This window comes from Streptosporangiales bacterium, from assembly GCA_009379825.1.
GTDB lineage: Bacteria > Actinomycetota > Actinomycetes > Streptosporangiales > WHST01 > WHST01.
Map to the genome: position 1 here is coordinate 34887 of WHTA01000019.1, position 15288 is coordinate 50174.

The following is a 15288-nucleotide window of genomic DNA, read 5'->3' on the forward strand; positions in this document are numbered from 1 at the left end:
GTTCGCTGGTTGCGTGCGACAAGTACAGCCGGGGCGGTGTGATCTGTCCAAGACCAGTTCTCTTGCCACCGTGATACGCGTTCCGTATCATTGCTGCGATGGAGCTGCGTCGTCTGCGCTACTTCGTCGCGGTCGCCGAGGAGCTCAGCTTCACCCGGGCGGCAGCGCGGCTGCACATCGCGCAGCCCCCGCTCAGCGAACAGATCAAGCGGCTCGAGCGTGAGCTGGGGGTGCAGCTGTTCGAGCGAAGCCGCCACTTCGTCCGCATGACCGCTGCCGGTGAGGCACTCCTCACCGAAGCGAAGAACCTGCTCCTACAAGCCGACCGGACCAGGGAGATCGCGCAGGCGGCACACCGGGGCGAGCATGGCCACCTCGCCATCGGTTGTGTGCCTTCGGGGTTCGCCAACGTCCTGCAGCCCGTCGTCCGACGCTTCGGCAAGCGCTATCCCGCCGTCTCCCTGTCGTTGCGCGAGCTCATTGGCGAGGCTCAGCTGCGCGAGATCGACGCCCAACGCCTCGATCTCGGCTTCGTCCGTAACCTGCCGCGCGATGCCGGGTACTGCTCGATCAGCGTCTTGCAGGAGCCGTTCGTCGCGGTGCTGCCCGACGACGACGTGCTCGCCACGCAGGAACGCATACACCTCGCCGACCTCTCCGACCGCTCGTTCATGTTCGTCGGCCGGCGGGCAGGAGCCCAGTACTTCGACACGCTCCTACGGGCCTGCCGCGAGGCCGGCTTCGTGCCGAACGTCATCCAGGAGTGCGACAGCGTGACCACCGAGCTCGGCATGGTCGCCTGTGGCCTCGGCGTCGCACTGGTTCCGGAGTCCATCAGCCAGCTGGGGGTGCCCGGTGTGGTGTACCGACCCTTGGACCGTTCGGGAGTTCAGCTCGGCCTCTACGCCATCTGGCCGGAGAATCGCTCCTCGACGACCAGGGACAGGTTCCTCGAGCTGCTCGAGCCGGGTCAGAGGTAGCGGGCGCGAGTGTGCGGCTACACAGCCAGCCGGCGGGTTCAGCCGAGGCGCAGCAGGTTCGCGAAACCTAGGCTCGTGGTGAGACCGCCGTCGAGGAGCAGATCGGCTCCGGTCATCGACGCGGCGTCCTCGCTCAGCAGCCAGCGGACGGCCGCGGCGATCTCGCCCGGCTCGATCATCCGGCCCTGCGGCAGGCCGTCGAGCAGCTCGGCGCGGGCCCGCTCGGCGGCGACGCCACCGCGACGCGACAGCTCCCCCACCAGCCCGGTCTCGGTCATCTGCGTGGACACCCAGCCCGGGCTGATGCTGTTGACGGTGACGGCGTCCGCCGCGAGCTCCGCCGACCAGACCTGGGTTGAGGTTGCACAACGCCGCCTTCGACGCACTGTAGGCGCTGTACGTGGGGACGCCGACCCGCGCCGTCATCGAGCAGATGTTCACCACCCGACCCCGGCCGGCGGCCGCCAGCATGCCGCGCAGGTGCTTGACGGACAGCATGGCGCCGGTGACGTTGACGTCGAACACCTGCCGCCACCGGTCGAGGTCGAGATCCTCGACCGGCGCCTTGTAGATGATGCCGGCGACGTTCACGAGCGCGTCGACACGACCGGTCTCCTCGGCCAGCCGACGCGCCTGCGCCGCCACGGCGTCCTCGTCGGTCACGTCCACCTGTCGCCCGTGCACATCCGTGCATGCGTCGGCGGGGGCTTCGGTGTCGAAGCCGTACGTCGTCCAGCCGGCGGCGGCGAGCGAGTCCGCGACGGTCTTCCCGATACCGCGGGACGACCCGGTGACTACTGCTACCGGCCGGTCGTATTGCGCCTGCATGCCCGCCACCCCTAGTTCGCCCGCAACGGCTGCCCGGCCGTCTCGGTCGTGCGCCATGCGGCGATCAGCGAGAGCACCGCGCCACCCATCAGGTACCAGGCCGGCGACAGCTCGTTGCTGGTCTGTTCGACCAGCCAGGTCGCGATGAACGGCGCAGTACCGCCGAACGCCGCGATGGCGATGTTGTAGCCGACCGACGCTGAGCTGTACCGCACCCGGGTCGGGAACATCTCCACCATCATGGCGAAAGGTGCGCTGCCGAACGTGCCGAACAGGACGCCGAGGATCACCTGGCCGAGCAGCGCGTTGGCGAGACCGCCGCTGGACATCAACATGAACACCGGGTACGCGAGCACCAGGTAGCCGACACACGCGGCGATCGTGACCTTCCGCCGGCCGATCCGGTCCGACAGGTGCGACGCGAACGGCAGCACGGCGATCGCCGTGACGAGCGCAGCACACGTGACGAGGAACGCCTCCCCCGCCTCGACCTTGTTCTTCGACAGCAGGAAGTTCGGCACGTACGCGAGGATCGTGTAGTACGCGATGGCGTGCGTCGTCGCCAGGCCGAGGCAACGGCCGATACCACCGATGTTGCCCCGGATGGCCTCCCGCAACGGCGCGCCCGACACCTCACCCTCGCTCGCGATGGCACGGAACTCGGGCGTCTCCTCCAGCCGCAACCGCACGTACAGACCGGCGAGGCCGAGCGGGCCTGCGATGAGGAACGGGATACGCCAGCCCCACGCCTGCATGGCGTCCTGCCCGAAGCCGTACGTCATGGCGGTGACCACCACGGAGCCGAGCAGTGCACCGGCGAACGCGGAGATGTTCTGGAACCCCACGATGAACCGCGCCGCGCATTGGGCGCATACTCGGCGAGCAGCGACGTCGAGCCTGCCACCTCACCGCCTGCACTGAACCCCTGGATCAGCCGCAGCAACAGCAGCAGGATCGGCGCACCGATGCTGATGGTGGCGTAGCTGGGCAACAGGCCAACGAGGAACGTCGCCGCGCTGATCAACAGGACGACCGTCGACAGCGTCGAGCGACGGCCGATCCGGTCGCCGAGCGAGCCGAAGAACAGACCGCCGAGCGGCCGGATGGCGAACGCTACGGCGAACACCGCGAACGCCGAGAGCAGCGACGCGGTGTCGTCCTTGCTGGGGAAGAAGATGACGCCGATGGTGGCCGCGCGGTAGCCGTACATCGAGTAGTCGAACCACTCGACGGCGTTGCCGATACCACCCCCGAGGATCACCTTTCGCAGCCCGCGCGGACCGGTCGACGTGGTACTGCTTCCGCTTGCTGTCGAGTGTGCGCCAGTGGACACTGTCAGACTCCTTGGGGACGGTACGGCATGGCAAGATCCGCGTCCTTCAGAGCGGGTGCCGGATGAGTACTTTCATGTCGGAACGTCCCCCGTACAGGTGCCGGTAACCGGCGTCGATCGCGTCTTCCACCGTGACCTCGCGGGTGATCAGGTCGGCGGCGGGCAGCGAACCTGCGGCGAGCAGGTCGATCGCGTCACGGACGTCGGCCGGGGTGTAGACCCGTGCACCGACGAGCGTCTGCTCCCGCAGCGTGACGGTGGGCAGCGGCACCCGCGGCGCCTCGTGGAAGAGCCCACCGACGAGCACCGTTCCACGTACCCGGGTCACCTCGGGAGCGACGGCGATCCCCGCCGGGTGTCCGGACACCTCGAACGTCGCGTCGAAACCTTCCCCGCCAGCGCGCTCCGCGACGTACGTAGTGAGTGCGTCGTCGTCACCTGTCGGGTCGACGACGTCGAGACCGAGCCCGCGCAGCAACCGTGCGCGATCCTCGTGCGGTTCGAACACGATGACGTCGGCGATACCGCGTGCCCGGCACACCGACGCGACGAGTGCGCCGATCGGTCCACCACCGACGACGGCGACCTTCTCGCCCTCGGCGACCCCGGCCCGACGGACCATGTGCACTGCCACCGCGGCAGGTTCCGTGATCGCGAACGTACGCAGGTCGGCGTCCGCCGGCAGCGGGTGCAACCGGTCGACCGGCACCGTGACCCTGGCAGCAGCGCCGCCGTCCACGTCGACGCCGATCAACCGCAGCCGCCGGCAGACGTGGCGGCAACCGTTGCGGCACGCCCAGCAGTCGCCGCATTCCAGCAGTGGCTCCACGGCGACCGGCGCGCCTGCGGGTAGCTCCGCGGTCGCGGCGGCGAGACGACCGACGAACTCGTGGCCGAGCACGACCGGCGGCTGCACCCGCGTCATGCCGCCGTGCCACACCAACAGGTCGGTGCCGCAGATGCCGGTGTACGCCACGTCGACGACGACCTCGCGCTCACCCGCGACCGGCTCGGGCACGTCGCGCAGCTCGAGCTCACCTGGCGCGGTGTAGACGACGGCCCTCATCGCTGCGCTCCCTGAACCGCGACCCGCGGTGCCCCGAAGCCGAGCTTGCCCGGGTTCATCAGCCCGAGCGGGTCGATGGCACCACGGATGTCGAGCAGCGTGTCGAAGGCCGGGCCGTGCTGTGCACGCATGAACCTGGCCAGCTTCTCGCCGACGCCGTGGTGGTCGTTCATCACCGCGTCGAGGTTCACCCGGATGCAGGTGTCCCACAGCCGGTCGTGCAGGTCAAGCGCCGCGTCCGGGTCTGCCGGTGGCTCGTCGACGTAGAAGCGGTCGTAGATCATGCCGCCCCACGGGTACCAGTGCGAGAAGTGCGCGGTGTAGCGCACGCCCACGGACGCGAACTCGGACTCGACGGCGTGCTTCTTCGCCCGGTACAGCGCGGGCAGCTTGTCGAACGTGCAGCACGCGTCACTCGTGCCGAACAACAGCGGCGGACGCGGCGCGCGTTCCTCGCTGTGCACCTCGTACTTGCCGTCCCACCACGCCTTTGCCGCCGCCCCGCCGATGTCCTTGCCGCCGGCGCCGGTGCAGATCTCCGTGATCGCCTGCTGCTCAACGTCCACCAGCGCCGGCTCGCCGTCGCAGACGACCACGAGCAGCACGCCGTCGACGCCGTGGTCCACCACCTTGTTCAGGAACGCGCTACCGGCCTCGTCGTACAGCCGCATCGCGGCGGGACGCCAGCGCGCGGTGACGAGCGTGCGGGCGGCGGCGAGGCCGTCGTCGACGGTGGGGAACACGAAGCTGAGGAACGCGCGCCGGGTCGGTATCGGGTCCAGCCGCATGGTCGCGCCGGTGATCACCCCGTGGGTGCCCTCGGAACCCACGAGCAGCTGCAGCAGCCCGGGGCCCACCGCGTGGTTCGGCGTCGCCGGCGTACGTACCAGCCGGCCGGGCGGCAGCACCGCCTCGACGGCGAGCACCTGGTCCTCCGCCTTGCCGTACTTGGTGGAGACCACCCCAGAGCCGCGCGCGGCGAGGTAGCCGCCGAAGGTCGCGCCGCGGTACAGGCTGCCCGGGTAGTGCGCCAGCGTCAGGTCGTGGCGGCCGGCCGCCTCCTCGACCGCCTGGCCGGTGGCGCCGGCGTCCGCCTCGACGGTCAGGCTGGTCGTGTCCACCGCGCGGATCCTGGACATCCGCCCGAGGTCGAGCGCGATGCCGCCGTAGGGCGCGAACGTGCCACCCTGGCTGCCGGTGCCGCCGCCTCGGGGCACCACGGGCACGCCGCGGTCGTACGCGATACGGACGATGTCCGCGACCTGCTCCGGGGTGTCCGGGCGCACAACCACGTCCGCGGCCGGCAGCTCGAGCTCGCGCATGCGGTGGTACATGGCCACCCACGAGCAGTCCTCCGCCTGTGCCTGCAGCTGCTCGGCGTCGGTGCTGACGTGCTCGCTGCCGACCACCGTCGCCAGCTCGTGCCGCAGCGTCCGCTGCAGGTATCGGCCGCGCGCGCTCATGCGTACCTCTCTTCCTCGCCGAAGCTGATGCCCTTCAACCGGGCCTGGATGGGCGCGAGTGCGGTGCGGGCGTCCCGGTAGACGTCGAGCAGTTCGCGGTAGCCCTTGTGTCTGGCGGCGTCCGGCTCGTGGTGTGCGACCGGTGGCGGCGCGGCCATCGGCTCCCCCGCGCCCGCGCCGGCGAGGAGTGCGACCCCTGCGGACGCGTCGGGCAGCGCCGGGTAGGTCAGCGGTATGCCGAGCGCGTCCGCGGTGATCTGCCGCCACAGCGCGCTACGCGCTCCGCCGCCGATGATCTGCGCGCGCGCCAGCTCGTGACCGGCGTCGGTGAGCACCTCGAGGCAGTCGGTGAGGGAGAGCGCCACGCCTTCGAGCACCGCGCGGGTCAACGCGCCGCGGTCGGTGGTGGCGCTGATGCCGAGGAACGTCGCGCGCAGGTCGGCGTCCCAGCACGGTGCCCGCTCGCCGAGCAGGTACGGGTGGAACACCACCGCTCCCGGCGGTGCCCCGGCCGCCTCCGCGGTGGCCGCCTCGGGGTCGGACAGCTCGACCAGCTGCCGCCACCAGTCGAACGAGCTGACCGCCGAGTTCGTCGCCACCGCGTGGTAGCTCAGCCCTGCCACCGGGTGGGTGTAGGTGAGCAGGCCAGGTCCCGGCGTCGGCCGGTCGGTCACGACGTTCACGTTGCCCGCCGTGGCGATCTTCACCACGGCGATCCCTGGCGCGTTCGCTCCCGCGGCGTACGCCTCCGCGGCCGTGTCGGAGCAGCCCGCGATCACCGGCGTGCCTGCGGGGATGCCGCTGAGCCGCGCCCCGTCCGCACCGACCACGCCGGTGGGCGCCACCGGGTCGAACACCGGCGGCAGCTGGTCCGGCCGCAGTCCGGCGAGCGCCACGAGGGTGTCGTCCCAGCGCCGGCGCGCCACGTCCCAGAGCAGGCTGCCCTCGGCCTCGATCCAGTCCGTGGCGATCTCACCGGTGAGCCGCAGCCGTACGTAGTCCTTCGCGAACACCACCGTGCGGGTACGTTCCAGGGCGCTCGGCTCGTGCTCCGCCAGCCAGGCGAGGTGCGCGAGCGTCCAGGTGGCGGAGACGCCGTTGCGGGTGCTGGCCAGGATGTGGTCGGCGTGCGACGTGTCCAGTGTCGCAGCGACGGCGGCCGACCGCCCGTCGGTCAGCATGATGCTCGGCCGCACCGGCCGCAGGTCGGCGTCCAGCAGCACGCCGTGGTGGGTGGCCGAGCTCAGCCCCACGGCGGTCACCCGGCCCGGCTCGACGTCGGCCCACAATGCCTGGCAGGCCGCGGCCGCCGCGTCCACCCACGCGTCCGGGTCCTGCTCCACCCACCCGGGACGCGGGTGCGACACAGGACACGGCCGGGACGCGCTCGCGAGCACCTCGCCGTCCGCCGTCACGGCGGTCGCCTTGACGGCGCTCTGCCCGAGGTCGATACCGAGGAGCAGCACGGGACGCCTTACCACGAGCCCAGCAGTGGGCTGGCCGCCTCGAACACCGCGAGCAGGCTGCTGCGCATGTGCGCGACGTGCTCGCCGACCACCGCGGCGGCGGCGTCCGGGTTACCCGCAGCGATCGCCTTCGCCATCTCCGTGTGCTCGGTGCTGCACTTGGCCAGTCGCTTCTGCCGGTCGGACGACGGCACCCAGAACCGGTGCAACCGCGCGCGGGTCTCGTTGCTCACGTCGGACGCCCACGGGTTGTCCGCGAGGTCGTGGATCACCGCGTGGTACGCCGAGTCGAGCTCGCGCCAGGCGTCCAGGTCGTGCGTCTTGGCGGCCTTCACCAGCTGCTTGGCCAGCTCGACCAGCCGCTGGCCGGCGTCGCCTTCCCTGCCGCGCTCCGCGGCCCGCGAGAACAGGTAGCTGTCGACGACGGCGAGCAGGTCACACAGCTGACCGACGTCACCCGGCGAGAGCTGCGCGATCTGCAGGCCACCGCCGCTGGCCGCCTCGAGCAACCGGTCCTCGCGCAACCGGTGCAGCGCCTGCCTGACCGGTGTGCGGCTGGCGTTGAGCCGCGCGGCCAGGTGTTCTCCGTGACCCGCTCGCCGGGCCTCAGCGACAGGTCGAGTATCTCCCTGCGCAGCTGCTCGTACACCCGGTCGGCAACCGCTCCTGTTGCCGACTGTGCCACCCGGTCCGCCATCGCACCTCCTGTGTCCCGTCATGGATACATAGTGGTATACAGGCCTGTCAACGGGTCGTGTCTGCTCGTCGCGAACCTCCCATGACGCCCCGCCTCCCGGATGCTTAGAGTCGCATGCATGGAGGTCGTCGAGCTGCGCCGGGAACTGCACCTGGTCACCCTGTCGTTCGGACAGGTCTACCTATGGCACGACGACGGCGGACTCACGCTGATCGACGCCGGTCCCGCAGCCGCGGCCGGGGAGATCGCGGACGCCATCGCCGAGATCGGCCTGGAGAAGACCGACCTGAAGCGGGTCGTCCTCACCCACCACCACGAGGATCACGTCGGTTCCGCCGCCGAGATCAGCACCTGGGGACAGGTGACGGTGATGGCCCACATGCACGACGCCCCGGTGATCCGGGGTGACCTGTCCGCGCCCCCGCCCAACCTCACCCACGCGCCGGAGTGGGAACGGGACATCTGGGACGCCAAACCCGACCTGCCGCCGGCGCCGCCGGTGCGGGTCGACCGCGAGCTCTACGACGGCGACGTCCTGAACTTCGGCGGCGGCGCACGGGTGATCTCGGTGCCTGGACACACCGAGGGCAGCATCGCCCTGCACCTGCGGGCGGCGCGGGTGCTGTTCACCGGCGACGCCGCGGCGAACGTCGACGGCAAGCCACTGCCCGGCGTGTTCAACGTCAACCGCGCCCGGACGCTGTCGTCGTTCCGACGGCTTGCGGAGCTCGACGTCGAAACCGCCTGCTTCGGCCACGGCGACCCGATTCTCGAAGCGGCCGGTACCGCGCTCCGCGAGACCGCGGCAACGCTCTAGGCCGTACGGCGCACCGGCCAGCCGCGCATCGCCGCGCGGACGGCGAGGAACCCGCCGACCAGCACCCAGATCGCGCCGATGGTGCCGTCCTCCAGGTTGCCCCGCGGGCCGCCCGGGTGGGCAGCCAGCGAGACGAGGAACGCGATGACGAACGTGGCGATGTAGCTCATCAACGCCACCAGCACCCCGACCGCGATCCGCGCGACGACGTGCAGCCGGACCGCACCGCCCACGTAGAGGCCGAGGCCGACCACGCCGATGAGGAAGCCGTAACCACCGACCTGGAACTCGGGCATGTACTGGTCGGCGCCGAAGTAGACGACGACCTGCGCGACGAGCGCGGCGCCACCCGCTACGGCACAGACCGCACAGATCGCCAACAACACCCTGCTCACCACTGTGCCCACGGCGCTCCTCGGGTCCGCGAAAGAGTTCAACAAGAGTAGCGTCCCCTGTCGGTGTGCGCCCGCGGTTCGCGCCGCGGGTTATCGTGGACACCTGTAGCTGTGGAGCAGTCCGCACCCGACCGCGAGGTGAGCGAAGACATGACCGGCGGGCGAGGCTGCCGGCTCCACCCGGTGCGGAACCGCATCGGTGGGTTGCTCGCGTAACCGTGCGAAGGTCGACGACAACCAACCTGTGGCTGATGCTGGTCGTCAGCATGGCGGCGCAGATCACCGCCACCGTGTTCCTCAACGTGGTGCCGTTCTTCATCCCCCACCTCCACCTCACGCTCGACATGAGCCTCGCGCAGGCGGGGTTGCTCGCGTCCGCGCCAATAGTCGGTAATCTGCTCACCCTCTTCGCGTGGGGTGTGATCGTCGACCGCATCGGTGAGCGGCTGTCCATCACCATCGGCCTCGGCATCCTCGCCGTGGCGTCCGCGACTGCCGGCTTCGCCTCGTCGTTCGTGGCGATGGGCGTCTTCCTGCTCCTCGGCGGCATGGGCGGCGGCAGCATCAACTCCGCGAGCGGCCGGCTGATCGTCGGCTGGTTCCCGCCGCACCGCCGCGGTACGGCCATGGGGATCCGCCAGGCCTCGCAGCCGGTCGGCGTCGGCATCACGGCCGCGATCGTCCCCAGCCTGGTCGACAGCTACGGCGTACGCCCCACCCTGCTGCTGATCGGCGGGATGTGCTTCGCCGCTACCGTCCTCACCGCGCTGCTCGTGGTGGACCCGCCCCGGCCGAGCCGCGCAGAGTCGGAGGAGCTCGGCTACCTGGCCAACCCGTACCGCCGCGACAGCCGGCTCTTGCGCATCCACAGCGCATCCATCCTGCTCGTAGTGCCGCAGTTCACGATCTGGACGTTCACGCTCGTGTGGCTCGTGGACGCCAAGGAGTGGTCGATCGGCGCGGCCAGTGCCCTCGTCGCCGTGGTCCAGCTGCTCGGAGCGTTCGGCCGGGTCGGGGCCGGCGTCTGGTCCGACCGGGTACGCAGCCGCCTCGGGCCGATGCGGATCATCGCCGCAGTGACGTGCGTGTCGATGCTCGCGCTCGCGCTGCTCGAGGACTCGGTGCTGGCCATCGCGCTTGCCGTCGTCGCGTCGGTGGTCACGGTCTCGCCGAACGCGCTCGCCTTCACCTCGGTCGCCGAGATCGCCGGCCCGTCGTGGTCCGGTCGCGCGATGGGCACCCACAACACCGGCCAGCTGCTCGTGGCGTCGGCCGTCGCGCCGCTCGTCGGCGCCGCCGTCACCGAGTACGGCTACGCGCTCGCCTTCGCCGCCGTCGCCATCTTCCCGCTGCTCGCCGTACCGCTCGTCCCGGTACGGCGGAAACCCACCGGCGGCGGTTGACCCGCGACGCGATCCGGGATTTGGTGGCCACCAGGGAGCGCCCGATGGGTCTGGTGGAGAAGATCGCCCCGCGCGGTAGCCGGCGGCGGAGCTGGGCTGCCCGGCTGAAGCACCGGCTGTGCCCCGGCCGGCCGCCGACATCGGTGGGTGCGGAACGCAGGACGCTCAGGGCCAGCTGGGCCGGCGGCGATCCCGCGGCACTGGACACGTACCTGGTCAGCGGCTTCCAGAACCCCCAGATCAATGCGCAGAGCATCCTCACCCGGCACCACCTGATCGGCGAGCTCTTCGGCGACGAGCACGCGCAGCTGATGCGCGAGGAGCTCGAGCACTGTGTCCGGGCGACCAAGGCGCTGCGCCGGCGGGCCCGTGAGCTCGGGGTGCGGATGGGGACGTCGAGCGACGCCGCGAGGCGCGCGCGGGTGCTCGAGGTCACCGCCGTGATCGCCGACTGGCAGGACCACTACGAGAAGCGGTGGGCGGAGGCGCTGCGGCACCGGTCGGCCGGACCCCTGCGGGTGCTCGAGTTCGCCTGCGGCTCGGCGAACGACTACCGCTACTTCGACAGCTACGGCCTCGCCAGGTTCCTCGACTACACCGGCGTCGACCTCAGCGAGGCGAACGTCGCCAACGCGCGCCGCCGGTTCCCCGACGTAGACTTCGAGGTGCAGGACGTCCTCGCCCTGCCGTACGAGAACGGCAGCTATGACTACGTACTGGCCTTCGACCTGTTCGAGCACCTGTCGCCGGCGGCGATCGAGCAGGCGGTGCGGGAGGCGCGCCGGCTCGCGCGGGTGGGACTCGTGGTCAGCTTCTTCCACATGGCCGACCAGCCCGAACACGTCGTGCAGCCGGTGCGCCGGTACTTCTGGAACCTGCTCAGCGCGCCGCGGATGCGCGACCTGCTCGCCGTCGGCTTCGACTCGGTCGAGGTGATCAAGATCAGGGACCTGTTCCGCACCGGGTTCGGCTACGGGTACTCGTACAACAGGAACGCCTGGACCATGATCGCGCTCTCCGATCGACGACACACCACGGCCCGAGTTTGACTGAGTAAACCGGGCCAACTTAGCCTAAACCCTTCCGGAGAGGCAGGTCGAGCCATGCGCCGTCGCATCTCGACAACAGCGCACCTGGCCTGCTCAGAACCACTCTTCGCGACATCCGCACAGTACGACCGACCCACCTGTAAGGCCGACATTCCTATTTCCTTTCAAGGGGTGTGACCACCGTTGACAACCATCGAACAGCGGATCGAGGAGCTCAGGCCGGAGCGCGACTACGGGCGAGAGTTCACCGCTGAGGAGATCGCCAAGGGCAAGCACCGCCGCTACGTCGGCGGGTACTGGGACTCGGTGGGGAAGCTCCAGCTCGACTTCCTCCGCGACCAGGGCCTGCGGCCCGACCATCGGTTCCTCGACGTCGGCTGCGGCAGCTTCCGCGCCGGCCGCCACCTCGTCGAGTATCTCCAACCGGGCAACTACTACGGCATCGACATCAACCCGAACATCGTCCAGGCGGGCTACGACCACGAGCTCGACGACGACCAACGCGCACGCCTGCCGGTCGAGAACCTCCGCATCACCAACCGGTTCGACGCCGACTTCGGTGTCGGCTTCTACATGGCCATCGCGCAGTCCGTCTTCACCCACATCCCGTTGAACAACATTCGGCTCTGCCTCTACCGGATCGCCAAGGTCATGCGTCCAGGCGGGGTGTTCTACACCACGTTCTACGAGCAACGGCCCGACGTGCCCCTGGACAAGGTCAAGGGGCACATGCAGACCGACGCCAACACCTTCTGGTACTACCGCGCCGACCTCCGTTGGGCGGCCTCGTTCAGTCCCTGGAAGCTCACCTACATCGGCAAATGGGGGCACCCACGCGGCCAGCGGATGCTCAAGTTCACCCGCGTCCAGAACCCCCCGATCAACCGCACCGCCACCGGCGTCGCGTACCGCACCGCGCGACGCGCGGTCGGAAAGTACCGCGCGATCAGGTCGCGCTGACGAACGATCACCGGCCGGGCTCCTGGGTCACCCGGGAGCCCGGCCGCAGTCAGGTCGAGTCGGCGTACGGGTGTTCGACCGTGCCGAAGCAGTGCTAGAAAGGTAGTTCCGAAGCGTTTCCTACTCGATCGCCGAACACTGGTCCACGGTCGGAGGTGATCCACAGGTGACGGACGAGCACAAGCTGTACCTCGCCCGGCAACACCGTGCGGGCCACACGGTGGTAACCGCGATCGGCGCCATCACGCTGCAGACCGTCATGCGCGTCCGAAGCATGCTGTTGGAGGCGCTAGCGCGGCACGGCCCGCGCCTGATCCTCGACATCAGCGGCGTCGACCACCTCGACCCCGTCGGCGCGGACGCGTTACGCCGCACCGGCGAACGCGCCAAACTCCTCGGCGGCCAGCTCCAGCTGGTCGGTCCAAGCCCCGAGCTGACCAGCCAGCTCCGCACCCACGGCCTGACGTGGCAGCTGGCCATCCACAACACACTCACCGGCGCACTGGCCACGGCCAGAGAACGCGACGGCGAGGCCACCGCCCCGGACTGGCTCGACCAACTACAACCCACCATCGACGACCCGACCCACGACCACCCCCACAGAGACGTCCGGTTCAGCCGCGGAGTCTGAGTCGGGTGTTGGGGAGGTCGGGGGCGGGCAGAGTCTCCTGCCAGGCTTTGGGGAAGCGGCCGTACCGGCCTGGGGCGCTGCGTGCACTGTGGGTGCGTTCTTGCTCCCACTCTTCGCGGAAGGTGACGATCTCCTCGTGGCTGCGGCCGATGAAGTTCCACCACATCACCAGCTGCTCGCCCAGCGGCTCGCCGCCGAGCAGCAGCACGCGCGCCGCTGCGCCGGCGGACGCCTCGATGGTGAGCTGTCGGGCGCCGGCGTAGACCAGCTGTCCCTGGCTAGCCGACACACCCGCGGTGGTCACCACACCGGAGTCGACGAGCACCCCGTGCTCGAACGCCGGGTCGACGTCCAGCCGCAGCGTGCGGCCGGCGGCGACGGTGACGTCGGCGCCCAGCAACGGCGAGTAGGTGCGGACCGGTGAGGTGTGCCCGAGCAGACTGCCGAGGAACACCAGCACGCGAGCGCCTTCGGGCTCGAGCACCGGCGGTAGGTAGCTCTCGAAACCCGCGTCCACGAACCGGTCGCGCTCCGGCAGGGCCACCCACAGCTGCGCGCCGTGCAGCACTGAGGTGTCCGGGGTCGAGTACTCCGAGTGCGCGATGCCGGAACCCGCGGTCATCAGGTTCAGCTCACCAGGGCGGACGTACGCGTGCGCGCCGGTCGTGTCGCTATGCTCGACCTCGCCGCTGAACAACCAGGAGACGGTCTGCAGCCCGGTGTGCGGGTGCCCGGCCACCCGCATGCCGCCGGTGGCTGCGACGTCGTCCGGCCCGTAGTGGTCGACGAAGCACCACGCCCCGATCAGCGACTGCGCCCGCTGCGGCAGCGTGCGGCGTACGGTCATCGCCCGCGGGTCGCCGAGCGGCAGCGTGCGGCGTACGGTCATCGCCCGCGGGCCGCCGAGCGGCACCTCGCGCGCATCGAGCACGCGCCCGCGCTCCAGCTCGGCCTCGGCACCGGTGCAGGCCAGCTCGGCAGGTGCGGTCTCCAGGTTGCTCATCACGCCCCCTCGACAACTCGCCGCCGTTCCCGGCCAGCGTAGCCGGCGGCGCATGCCGTCACCGGGAGTGACGCGATCCGCAACACGGCAGCCGGCGGCCGCGAAACGGCTGGCTTCCGGCCTCGAGCGGCCCGATCATGGCCCGGGAGGCGCACGCCATGACTTCTTCCAACCCTCGGCCCAGCGGGCCCGAACTGCTGTGCCGGGCGGTGCTGGCGATCGCGATCGTCGGCGGGCCGCTCGGCTACCTCGTCGGGGCGGCGCTCCACCCGCCCGTCCAGGAGATCGGCGAGGGTGGCCTGACCGTCGCCGCCAACGCTGGCGCGCATCCGGTCACGAACGGCGTCCACCTGGTGGCGTACGTCGTCGCCTCGTTCCTGCTGCCGATCGGCGCCGTCGGGCTCGGTTACCTGGCCTACCGCAGGACGCCGTGGCTCGCCACGGTCAGCGGGCTGCTCGGTGTCATGGGCTGGCTGCCCTTCGCCGCCCTGATCGCCCTGGACGACCTGGCGAGAACGATGGCCCAGCTCCCGGACAGCGGGCAGTACGCCGACCTGTACTCGAGGTTCGAGACCAGCGCGGTGATGACGTTCTTCCTCCTCACCTACGTGTTCGGTCACCTGGTCGCCTACGTACTCTTCGGCATCGCGCTGCTGCGGGCCCGCGCCGTCGCGCGGTGGGCGTGCTGGGCACTGATCGCCAGCAGCCCGGTGACCATGGCGGGGTTCGTCCTACCCGGGCGCCCCGTCGAGACGGTCGGGATCGCCGGTCTCGTACTGCTCCTGCTCGGCTGCCTCCCCGCAGCGCGAGCCATGCTCGCCCGGACGCCGGGTAGGGCATAGTGAGTGGCGTGGACGACATCGCCGTGACCAACGTCGGCAGGCACCACCGCTACGAGAGCACCGTCGGATGTGCGCCCGCCGGCTTCACCGAGTACCTCGACCGCGACGGGCAGCGGATCTTTTACCACACCGAGACCGACGAGGCGTTCGCCGGACGCGGGCTCGCCGGCACCCTGGTGACGCGGGCGCTCGCGGACACCCGCGACAACGGCATGCGCATCGTGGCACTCTGCCCGTTCGTGGCCGGCTACGTGCGGAAGCATCACGACTTCGACGACAGCATCGACCCGGTCACCGCGGCGATCATCAGCGCCGTGGAGGAGGTGGTGCAAGACGGCGACCCGGCCGGCTGACC

General features: G+C 70.3%; 17 protein-coding genes and 1 pseudogene. 8 read left to right on the plus strand and 10 right to left on the minus strand.

The genetic code is table 11. The features are described 5' to 3' along the window. Positions 1–98 precede the first annotated feature (98 nt). Entirely contained in the window at positions 99–980 is an 882-nt protein-coding gene (locus GEV07_12200) for a LysR family transcriptional regulator (protein ID MQA03443.1), read from the plus strand. A 38-nt stretch (positions 981–1018) separates the two neighbouring features. On the opposite strand, the gene GEV07_12205 is transcribed toward GEV07_12200, so the two are convergent. From GEV07_12205 to GEV07_12240, 8 genes and pseudogenes are all read right to left on the minus strand, one after another. Continuing rightward, positions 1019–1366 (minus strand): SDR family oxidoreductase, encoded by a 348-nt coding sequence (locus GEV07_12205; GenBank protein ID MQA03444.1) that lies wholly within the window; start codon positions 1364–1366, stop codon positions 1019–1021. Further along, positions 1338–1865, minus strand: a pseudogene (locus tag GEV07_12210) (SDR family NAD(P)-dependent oxidoreductase). The gene GEV07_12205 and the pseudogene GEV07_12210 overlap by 29 nt, the downstream one beginning before the upstream one ends. Beyond that, entirely contained in the window at positions 1820–2653 is an 834-nt protein-coding gene (locus GEV07_12215; GenBank protein ID MQA03445.1) for an MFS transporter, read from the minus strand. The pseudogene GEV07_12210 and the gene GEV07_12215 overlap by 46 nt, the downstream one beginning before the upstream one ends. Further along, a complete protein-coding gene (locus tag GEV07_12220; protein MQA03446.1) occupies positions 2587–3069 on the minus strand; it encodes an MFS transporter in 483 nt (160 codons plus the stop codon). The genes GEV07_12215 and GEV07_12220 overlap by 67 nt, the downstream gene beginning before the upstream one ends. A 118-nt stretch (positions 3070–3187) precedes the next feature. Beyond that, complete coding sequence (locus tag GEV07_12225) at positions 3188–4207, minus strand: alcohol dehydrogenase catalytic domain-containing protein (protein ID MQA03447.1); 1020 nt, start codon at positions 4205–4207, stop codon at positions 3188–3190. Further along, a complete protein-coding gene (locus tag GEV07_12230; GenBank protein MQA03448.1) occupies positions 4204–5670 on the minus strand; it encodes an FAD-binding protein in 1467 nt (488 codons plus the stop codon). Before GEV07_12230 ends, GEV07_12225 begins: the two co-directional genes overlap by 4 nt. Further along, positions 5667–7151 (minus strand): xylulokinase, encoded by a 1485-nt coding sequence (locus GEV07_12235; protein ID MQA03449.1) that lies wholly within the window; start codon positions 7149–7151, stop codon positions 5667–5669. The genes GEV07_12230 and GEV07_12235 overlap by 4 nt, the downstream gene beginning before the upstream one ends. Beyond that, the gene (locus GEV07_12240; protein ID MQA03450.1) at positions 7145–7855 is read right to left on the minus strand and encodes an FCD domain-containing protein; all 711 of its coding nucleotides are present in this window, start codon (positions 7853–7855) and stop codon (positions 7145–7147) included. The genes GEV07_12235 and GEV07_12240 overlap by 7 nt, the downstream gene beginning before the upstream one ends. A gap of 96 nt (positions 7856–7951) precedes the next feature. Here GEV07_12240 and GEV07_12245 point away from each other — a divergent pair, with 96 nt between their 5' ends. Further along, positions 7952–8650: an MBL fold metallo-hydrolase gene (locus GEV07_12245; GenBank protein ID MQA03451.1), complete on the plus strand. Its 699-nt coding sequence runs from the start codon at positions 7952–7954 to the stop codon at positions 8648–8650. Here GEV07_12245 and GEV07_12250 read toward each other — a convergent pair. After that, positions 8647–9057: a hypothetical protein gene (locus tag GEV07_12250; protein MQA03452.1), complete on the minus strand. Its 411-nt coding sequence runs from the start codon at positions 9055–9057 to the stop codon at positions 8647–8649. The two genes, GEV07_12245 and GEV07_12250, sit on opposite strands and share 4 nt — an antisense overlap. A 239-nt stretch (positions 9058–9296) precedes the next feature. Here GEV07_12250 and GEV07_12255 point away from each other — a divergent pair, with 239 nt between their 5' ends. The 4 genes from GEV07_12255 to GEV07_12270 all read left to right on the plus strand — a co-directional run bounded on the left by GEV07_12255 (position 9297) and on the right by GEV07_12270 (position 13088). Continuing rightward, the gene (locus tag GEV07_12255) at positions 9297–10448 is read left to right on the plus strand and encodes an MFS transporter (GenBank protein ID MQA03453.1); all 1152 of its coding nucleotides are present in this window, start codon (positions 9297–9299) and stop codon (positions 10446–10448) included. A 44-nt stretch (positions 10449–10492) separates the two neighbouring features. Beyond that, positions 10493–11497, plus strand: coding sequence for a methyltransferase domain-containing protein (locus GEV07_12260; GenBank protein ID MQA03454.1), 1005 nt, complete (start codon positions 10493–10495; stop codon positions 11495–11497). A gap of 183 nt (positions 11498–11680) precedes the next feature. Beyond that, positions 11681–12457: a methyltransferase gene (locus GEV07_12265; protein ID MQA03455.1), complete on the plus strand. Its 777-nt coding sequence runs from the start codon at positions 11681–11683 to the stop codon at positions 12455–12457. Between the two features lie 127 nt (positions 12458–12584). Continuing rightward, a complete protein-coding gene (locus GEV07_12270) occupies positions 12585–13088 on the plus strand; it encodes an STAS domain-containing protein (protein ID MQA03456.1) in 504 nt (167 codons plus the stop codon). On the opposite strand, the gene GEV07_12275 is transcribed toward GEV07_12270, so the two are convergent. Further along, positions 13072–14091: a pirin family protein gene (locus tag GEV07_12275; protein MQA03457.1), complete on the minus strand. Its 1020-nt coding sequence runs from the start codon at positions 14089–14091 to the stop codon at positions 13072–13074. The genes GEV07_12270 and GEV07_12275 overlap by 17 nt on opposite strands. Before the next feature lie 158 nt (positions 14092–14249). On the opposite strand from GEV07_12275, the gene GEV07_12280 reads away from it, so the two are divergent. Next, the gene (locus GEV07_12280) at positions 14250–14933 is read left to right on the plus strand and encodes a hypothetical protein (protein ID MQA03458.1); all 684 of its coding nucleotides are present in this window, start codon (positions 14250–14252) and stop codon (positions 14931–14933) included. An 8-nt stretch (positions 14934–14941) separates the two neighbouring features. Beyond that, complete coding sequence (locus GEV07_12285; protein ID MQA03459.1) at positions 14942–15286, plus strand: N-acetyltransferase; 345 nt, start codon at positions 14942–14944, stop codon at positions 15284–15286. Positions 15287–15288 lie beyond the last annotated feature (2 nt).

Excerpts from the sequence above, each read along its gene's own strand:
- GEV07_12200 (MQA03443.1), top strand. The coding sequence starts at position 99 with ATGGAGCTGCGTCGTCTGCGCTACTTCGTCGCGGTCGCCGAGGAGCTC.
- GEV07_12225 (MQA03447.1), bottom strand. The coding sequence starts at position 4,207 with ATGAGGGCCGTCGTCTACACCGCGCCAGGTGAGCTCGAGCTGCGCGAC.
- GEV07_12230 (MQA03448.1), bottom strand. The coding sequence starts at position 5,670 with ATGAGCGCGCGCGGCCGATACCTGCAGCGGACGCTGCGGCACGAGCTG.
- GEV07_12240 (MQA03450.1), bottom strand. The coding sequence starts at position 7,855 with ATGACGGGACACAGGAGGTGCGATGGCGGACCGGGTGGCACAGTCGGC.
- GEV07_12245 (MQA03451.1), top strand. The coding sequence starts at position 7,952 with ATGGAGGTCGTCGAGCTGCGCCGGGAACTGCACCTGGTCACCCTGTCG.
- GEV07_12255 (MQA03453.1), top strand. The coding sequence starts at position 9,297 with ATGCTGGTCGTCAGCATGGCGGCGCAGATCACCGCCACCGTGTTCCTC.
- GEV07_12260 (MQA03454.1), top strand. The coding sequence starts at position 10,493 with ATGGGTCTGGTGGAGAAGATCGCCCCGCGCGGTAGCCGGCGGCGGAGC.
- GEV07_12275 (MQA03457.1), bottom strand. The coding sequence starts at position 14,091 with ATGAGCAACCTGGAGACCGCACCTGCCGAGCTGGCCTGCACCGGTGCC.
- GEV07_12280 (MQA03458.1), top strand. The coding sequence starts at position 14,250 with ATGACTTCTTCCAACCCTCGGCCCAGCGGGCCCGAACTGCTGTGCCGG.